At 75.4% G+C, this 6,984-nt stretch carries 6 protein-coding genes and 1 pseudogene; 2 read left to right on the top strand and 5 right to left on the bottom strand.

Features of this window, described 5'->3' with window-relative positions; genetic code table 11:
- Together ACFE60_RS16315 and ACFE60_RS16310 are read right to left on the bottom strand one after the other, a co-directional pair.
- On the bottom strand, positions 1-1,339 hold a 1,339-nt coding region (locus ACFE60_RS16315), incomplete at its 3' end, for a DUF222 domain-containing protein (RefSeq protein ID WP_375389914.1).
- Positions 1,340-1,405: 66 nt separating this feature from the next.
- On the bottom strand, positions 1,406-2,086 hold the full coding sequence (locus ACFE60_RS16310) for an RraA family protein (RefSeq protein ID WP_375389913.1): 681 nt from the start codon (positions 2,084-2,086) through the stop codon (positions 1,406-1,408).
- A gap of 69 nt (positions 2,087-2,155) precedes the next feature.
- Between ACFE60_RS16310 and ACFE60_RS16305 the strand changes: the two genes are divergently transcribed.
- Complete coding sequence (locus ACFE60_RS16305) at positions 2,156-2,716, top strand: antibiotic biosynthesis monooxygenase (RefSeq protein ID WP_375389912.1); 561 nt, start codon at positions 2,156-2,158, stop codon at positions 2,714-2,716.
- On the opposite strand, the gene ACFE60_RS16300 is transcribed toward ACFE60_RS16305, so the two are convergent.
- The 3 genes from ACFE60_RS16300 to ACFE60_RS16290 form a co-directional block, all read right to left on the bottom strand.
- Entirely contained in the window at positions 2,703-3,521 is an 819-nt protein-coding gene (locus ACFE60_RS16300; RefSeq protein ID WP_375389911.1) for a nuclease-related domain-containing protein, read from the bottom strand. The genes ACFE60_RS16305 and ACFE60_RS16300 overlap by 14 nt on opposite strands.
- Before the next feature lie 84 nt (positions 3,522-3,605).
- Entirely contained in the window at positions 3,606-4,844 is a 1,239-nt protein-coding gene (locus ACFE60_RS16295; RefSeq protein ID WP_375389910.1) for an arginine deiminase, read from the bottom strand.
- Positions 4,845-4,875: 31 nt separating this feature from the next.
- Entirely contained in the window at positions 4,876-6,120 is a 1,245-nt protein-coding gene (locus tag ACFE60_RS16290) for a GAF domain-containing protein (RefSeq protein WP_375389909.1), read from the bottom strand.
- Between the two features lie 118 nt (positions 6,121-6,238).
- Between ACFE60_RS16290 and ACFE60_RS16285 the strand changes: the two are divergent.
- Positions 6,239-6,984: pseudogene (locus ACFE60_RS16285) on the top strand (hypothetical protein); the annotation flags it as partial.

The following is a 6,984-nucleotide window of genomic DNA, read 5'->3' as shown; positions in this document are numbered from 1 at the left end:
TCGCGTGGCCGAGGACGGTCATCGCGGGGATCAGGATCGAGATCCGCGCCTCGACACCCCGCCGCCCCGCCACCAGCACGTCGGGGGCCGCGGGGTCCGCGTCCCGGCGGAGGAAGCCCCGGAGCGCGTCGCGGAGCACGTCGCCTTGCAGCTGCCGGATCCCGCGCCCGACCGCCGCCGCACCGAGGGCGCCGACGGCCGCCTTCGTGAGCTGGTGGTCGAGGCCGAGCAGGTCGGTCATCGGCAGGTACGCGTGCAGCCAGCCCATCCCGTCGGCTGCGGGCTCGACCGTGACGTGCCGGCGGGCGGCGGCGCGGTCGTGGCGCTCGTCCGCGGTCGAGGGCTGCAGCCGTTCGACGAGGCGGCGCAGCGCCTCCGCCAGTCGCGGCAGCGGGACCTCGTCGAGCTTGCGCACCGCGCCCTCGTCGAACGCGGGCAGGAGCGCGGGGTCGAGATCGGCGATCGCCGTATGGACGATCTGCATCGCCCGCCACGGGTGCTTGCCCGCCTGGAAGGCGCGCCACACCTCGGGCGTGGTGCGCTCGAGCCGATCGGCCGAGGTCACGAGCGTCTGCGCCGTCGTGTCCGCGACCTTCAGCTTCATGCCGAGATCAATGAAGAAGCCCTTCTGGTACGACGTGTTCGCCGCACCCGGTAGGTCCTCGTCCGCCTTCGCGGCACGCCAGGCGACGATGGCGGCGTTCACCCGCCGCACCTCCGCGACCTGCAGCAGCCGCTGCACGTCCTCCACGTCGTCGAGGGCCGCGAACAGCGGGTCGGGATCCGGCTGCGCGTTCGGCGCCGACGGCAGGGTCGCGCGCTCCGCCGGGGGGACGTCGGCCCACTCGGTGAGCGTGATCGTCACGGCCCACGCCGCCGGGTCCAGGCCCGCGTCACCGAGGGCGAGCAGCGCCCAGCCGCGGGACTCCGAGTCCCACGCCGCGAGACCCGCGTGCGCGCCCTGGCCCCGTGCGGGCTTCGCGAGGAGCGTCTGCACGACCAGCGTCGGCCACACCTGCCGCCGGTCCATCCACCAGCGGCGGCCGACCCGGACTCCGCCCTCGCCCGGCACCCGCGGCAGCCCGGTCACCTGAGCCCACAGCACCGCCTCCGGCACGACGGCCGGGACCGCACCGACCTGCTGCACCTGCTCGGCGGGTTCCGCGGGCGGCGCCGACCGCCAGAACGCGTCGACCGGCTCCGAGTCCATCGCGAGCAGCGGATCCACGGCCAGCCCCGGCAGCCGCAGGGGCCGGATCGTCGCACCGGCGCGCCGGGCGGCGTCCCGCGCGAGCGCAGCATCGCGCTCCGCCCGCCACTCCACCCGCGTCATCCACATGCGAACACACTAACGAGTACCACCGACAGAGGATCGAGGCAGGTGAGAACACCAGTTCGATCCCAGTCAGACCTCGACCTCGCCGCCGACCTGCCTGAGGTGGGCGCGGAAGGTGTAGGCGGGGTCGGCGCTGCGGCGTGCGAGGTACTCCGCGAACCGCACCTGGTCGCGGAGGGTCTCGCCGGCCCGGATGCGGTCCGCCTGGGCCCGCTCGGTCCGGCGGATGCCCCGCGCGGCCGCGACGACCGCCTCCGCGTCGGCCGCGGGGACGAGCACCACGCCGTCGTCGTCCGCGGCCACCAGATCGCCGGGCGCGACCGGCCACTCCCCCACCGACGCCGAATCCCGGACGGCGCGGATCGTTCCCGGCAGCGGACCCGTCGGGATCGCGCCGAGGCTGACGAGCGGCAGCCCGATCGCGACCAGGTCGGCCGTGTCGCGGTGCAGCCCCCACACGACGACGCCCGCGAGCCGCGCGGCCGCGGCGTCGAGCGCCACCAGGTCGCCGATGCACGCCTCGTCCGTGCGGCCCTCGTCGTCGACGACGAGCACGTCGCCGGGCGCCGCGCCGTCGATCGCTTCCAGCAGCCGGTCCACGCTGCCGAGGTGCACGACGGCGGCGGCAGGACCCGCGAATGCGGTGCCCGGCACCAGGGGGCGCAGCCCGGCCGGGCCGCAGCGCACCGGCACGCCGAGCCGCAGGCAGCCGTCGGCGAGGTGGGCGGTGGTCAGGCCCTCGAGGTCCATCCGGGCAGCCTGGCACGCGCGGGTCGAGCGCGACGTGCGGTCGACCGGGGCAGCGGGCACCCTGGACCCATGAGCGTCGCCGAGCCCGTGACCGTCTCCATCACACGCCGGGTGCCGCCCGAGCGGGCGAAGGAGGCGCAGGCGTGGCTGCGCAGCGGCCAGGACCTGGTCGCGGCGATGCCGGGCTACCTCGGGTCCGGGTGGGTCCGCTCGGAGCCGGACGGCGAGGAGTGGCACATGCTCTACCGCTTCGCGGACGGCGAGTCGCTCGCCCGATGGGAGCGGTCCCCGCAGCGGGAGTGGTGGGTCGCGAGCGCCGTCGGTATCGCCGAGGACGCGTGGAGCGAGCGGCGCACCGGGATCGAGGGCTGGTTCGACTCCCGCGCGAGGGCGGCGATCACCGCGCCGCGGCCGCCGTCGCCGCCGCGGTGGAAGCAGATGGTGAGCATCTTCCTGGTCTTCTACCCGCTGAGCCTCTCGATCCAGCTGGTGCTCGGCGGGTGGCTGGTCACGCTCGAGCCGTGGCTGCGCGTGCTGGTGACGGTCGCCGTGGCGTCGCCGCTGATGACCTACCTGCTGCTGCCGCTCGTGACCAGGGCGCTGCGGCCGTGGCTGCTCAGAACCCGGTGAGCACGCCGAGCAGGCCGGGCAGCACGATCGCGGCGGACGCCGCGCTCGTCAGGCCGACCAGGGCGAACGCCCACCCGAGGCGCACGCGGGCGGCGGCCCGCACCTCGGCGGACAGGCGGCCGTAGGCGAGCAGCAGCTCGGGCCCGGCCTCAGCGGCGGGCTGCCAGGTCTCCGGCGCGGAGACCAGGGCCACCACCGTGTTCACCTCGGCGGGCGAGAGCCGCTGCGGCTGCGATCGCAGGAACCGGCGGAGGTGCTCAGCGCGCAGCACGTGCACGACGTGGGGCGCGCGGCGGACGGTCAGGCGCTTGGCGCCGACCACGGCGACGATCGGGCGCACGGCGGGCGGGTCGGTGAGCACGCCGGCGACGATCCGGTCGACGCGGCGCGCCTCCGTCTCCGCCTTCGCGATCATCGAGGTGCGCCTCCCGGCGACCAGCACCGTGCGGCCGGCGACCCACACCGAGGCGTCCACGTGGTGCTTCGTGTTGATCGTGAAGACGCCGCCCGGACCGACGACGAGGTGGTCGATGTCGGCGCCCGCGCGGCCGACCGGCAGCGAGTGCAGCACGGTCCAGCCCGCGGGCAGCGTCGCCAGCCGGGCGGCGACGATCCGCTCCCCGGTGGCGCCGACGTACCAGGGGCGGGCGTCGGGCTCGATCGGGTCCCGGCCCACCATCCGCTCGACCGCGCTGCGCGGCCGGGCGGCGGCCTGCCGCAGCAGCACCTGCTCGATCAGCGCCTGGGCCGGCACCCGGTCGCGCATGGTGCCGGAGGACGCCGTGGGCACGGCCGTGGAGCTCATCCCCCGACGCTAGGCAGCCGCGCCCGCGCCCGGCAGACCCACACCGGGCGCCCCTCCCGCGGGGCTCCCCCGTGCAGGGGCGACTCAGTAGCCGACGGGATCGCGGAGGAGGGGGCAGGTCATGCAGTGGCCGCCGCCCCGGCCGCGGCCGAGCTCGGCGCCGCGGATCGTCAGCACCTCGATACCCGCCGCGGTCAGCAGGTCGTTCGTCCGGGTGTTCCGGTCGTACGCGAACACCGTGCCCGGGCGGACCGCGACGACGTTGTTGGCGCTGTCCCACTGCTGCCGCTCGGCGGCGAAGTCGTCCCCGCCGGTGTTCACGACCCGCAGCCGGTCGAGGTGCAGCGCGCTGCGGACGACCTCGAGGAACGGCTCCGTCTCCGGCACCACGCGGATGCCGCCGCCGTCCGCCGGCAGCAGCGTGAACGGGGTGATCCCGTCGACGATCGCGCGGTAGACCGTGACGACGTCCTCTGCCGCGAAGGTCAGCACGGTGTCGAGGTGCATCGCCGCCCGCAGCTTCGGCATGCCCGCGACGAGCACGCGCTCGGCGTGCCCTGCCTCGAACAGCGCCGCCGCGAGCTGGCCGATCGCCTGCCGGCTGGTCCGCTCGGACATCCCGATCAGCACGACGCCACCGCCGACCGGCATCACGTCGCCGCCCTCGATGGTCGCGGCGCCCCATGACCGCTCCGGGTCGCCCCACAGCAGCCGCTGCTCGACGGGCGCGAAGTCGGGGTGGAAGCGGTACGCGGCCTTCATCAGCAGCGTCTCGTCGCGGCGGGCGCCGAAGAACAGCGGGTTCAGCGTGTAGCCGCCGCCGATCCAGCAGGTCGTGTCGCGGGTGTAGAGCATGTTCGGCAGCGGCGGCATCAGGTAGTCGCTCGGCCGCCGGTCCGGGCCGGTCGGGTGGAGGTAGGTGGGCCGGTCGGCGCCCGGCAGGTCCTCGACCGCCATGCCCCCGATCAGCAGGTCGGCGAGCCGGTCGTCGCCCAGCGACTCCAGGTGGGCCCGTGTCGGCTCGACGAAGAGCGGGCCGACCTCGTCCGGGGTGACCTTCCGGTCGAGCAGCCAGTCCCTGGCGCCCGGGGCGGCGAGCGTCGCCGCCAGCACGTCGTGCAGCTGCAGCACCTCGACGTCCTCGGCCTCCAGGGCGGAGACGAAGGCGCGGTGGTCGCGCTGCGCCTCCTCGACCCACAGCACGTCGTCGAACAGCAGGTCCTCGCGGTTCGAGGGCGTGAGCCGCTCGTGCGCGAGCCCCGGCGCGCAGACGAGCACGCGGCGCAGCCGGCCGACCTCCGAGTGGGCGCCGAACTCGACCATCGCCCCACTCTGGCAGAGCGCGGCCGGACGGCTACCTGCGGGCGATCGCCGCCTGCAGCCGGGCGTCGTCCTCGACGGACTCCGCGGCGAGCCGCTGCACCTCGTCCTGGGCGCGGGACGCCCACTCCTTCAGGTCGTCCTCCGAGACGGCCTCGCGCGACTTCGGCAGCACGGACAGCACGCAGAACGTGCCGATGTTCTCGCCGTCGTCGTTCTTGATCGGGGCGCCGGCGTAGAAGCGCAGCTGGGAGAGGTCGAGCAGGGGGTTGCCCTTGAACCGCTCGTCCTTCGCCGAGTTCTCGATGATCAGGGGCTCGTCGCCCTGCACCGTGTACTGGCAGTGCGTGAGCTCCAGCGGCACGGCGCGGCCGACCGGCGACGTGTTCGCGGCGTAGAACTGCTGGTCGCCGTCGATCAGGCTGACCCAGGCGGCGTCGACGCCGAAGTGCGACTTCGCCTCCTGCACCAGGCGGTCGAGCGACTCGTGCCCGCCCGTCGCGGCCATGATCCGCTCGCCGGGCTTCCAGGCCCACTCGTGCTCGGTCAGCCGGGTGGCGGAGCGGTCGGCGTCGAGCGAGCGCGCCTCGTCGAGCGCCGGGGCGCAGAACGACGCGAAGACCTCCGACCAGTCCGCGTACAGCTGCGGCGAGCCGTAGGGCCGGCCGACCTCGGCCGGCGGGGCGCTGAGGTCGAGGAAGGAGACGCCGTCGTGCTGGCCGACCACCTCGCGCGTCAGGCCGTTGAGCAGGTCCGCGCGGCGCTGGCCGATGCGCGCGGCGAGGCCGCTGTAGGCGTGCAGGGAGTCGACCTCCTGGATGCCCGCGACGACGATCCGGGCCGCGGGCTTCGACTCCCGCGTCAGCCGGCCGAGCAGCTCGACCATCGCCGCGCGGTAGGTCTCCGCGGGCGTCAGGCGTACCGCGTCGTTCATGCTGAGGACCACGAGCACCAGGTCGAAGTCCTGCAGCCGCACGTCGCCGAGCCAGGTGCGCACCGACGAGATCGACATCATCTCGTCGCCGATGTAGCGGATGTCGGTGGGGCGGGCCGTGTGACGGGTCAGGGAGCGGGCGAGCTGGCCGGTCAGGGCGAGCTCGTGCGTGACGGTGCCCCAGCCGTGCGTCGGACCGTTGCCGATCAGCAGCACGCGGTCGGGGTCGTCGGCGCCGGAGCGGATCACGGGCGAGTCCCTGGGCACGGGGACCGACTGCTGGTCCCAGAGCATCTTCAGGTACCACAGCTTCGCGACCGCTCGCGCGGGCCTGCTCTCGAACATGGGCCTCTTCCTGAAGTGGGGCTGCAGGGATTCTCTTCTCCGGAAGTCCCGGACGACACGCCCCAGTCGGAGGGTCGGGTTCTGGCCCGAACGGGGGGTGAGGTGGTCTGATGGTCCTGTGGGGGCACTGATCGGGGGCTGGTCGGTCGGTCCCGTCGTGGGCAGGCGGCCCGCCGGACCCGTCCGGGAGGCGGTGCATCCGCGGTCCGGGACGCGCGGCGTGCTCGTCGTCGTCGACGCCCGCTTCACCGCTGCCGGCCAGCCGGATCACGACGCCGTCGCCCGCGCTGCCGCGGTCGGGCACCCCGCGATCGTCCCGCTGCTCGACGCCGGCATCCTCGACGACGGCGCGCGCTGGTACGTCGCGGCGGCCCCGCCCGGACCGGTCCTCGACCCGGAGGCGGGCTGCTCGCCGCGCCGGGCCGCGCTCGTCGCCGAGGGCGTCGCCCGGGCGCTCGCGGCGCTGCACGCCGCCGGTGTCGCGCACGGCCTCGTCGGCGCGCAGACGGTCGTGCCGGCCGCCGGGCGGCACCGCGACGGCGGCTCCGGCTCCACCCTGCTGCTCGACACCGGGGTGGCCGCCCTGCTCGGCGAGGGCGACGGCGCGCTCGCCGCCGCCTGCGAAGCGGTGCTGCCGAAGGACCGCGGCCCCGCCGCGGACGTGCACGCGCTCGGCGCGCTGCTGCTGCGCCTGCTCACCGCGGCGGCGCCGGCCGGCACCGCGCTCGCCGCCCTGCCCGTCGGCCTGCGTGCGCTGCTGAGCGAGATGCTCGACGACGACCCGCGCCGCCGGCCGGCTGCCGCCGCCGTCGCCGGTCGGCTCGCCGGCCTGCGGGAGGGGCTGCCCGCGACCGCGCCGGTCGA

The organism is uncultured Amnibacterium sp. (genome assembly GCF_964245895.1).
GTDB lineage: Bacteria > Actinomycetota > Actinomycetes > Actinomycetales > Microbacteriaceae > Amnibacterium.
This window is presented reverse-complemented; position numbering and strand designations above follow the sequence as displayed.

Coding starts and splice junctions, on each gene's coding strand:
- ACFE60_RS16300 (WP_375389911.1), bottom strand. CDS start 3,521: ATGAGCTCCACGGCCGTGCCCACGGCGTCCTCCGGCACCATGCGCGAC.
- ACFE60_RS16310 (WP_375389913.1), bottom strand. CDS start 2,086: ATGGACCTCGAGGGCCTGACCACCGCCCACCTCGCCGACGGCTGCCTG.
- ACFE60_RS16295 (WP_375389910.1), bottom strand. CDS start 4,844: ATGGTCGAGTTCGGCGCCCACTCGGAGGTCGGCCGGCTGCGCCGCGTG.
- ACFE60_RS16290 (WP_375389909.1), bottom strand. CDS start 6,120: ATGTTCGAGAGCAGGCCCGCGCGAGCGGTCGCGAAGCTGTGGTACCTG.
- ACFE60_RS16305 (WP_375389912.1), top strand. CDS start 2,156: ATGAGCGTCGCCGAGCCCGTGACCGTCTCCATCACACGCCGGGTGCCG.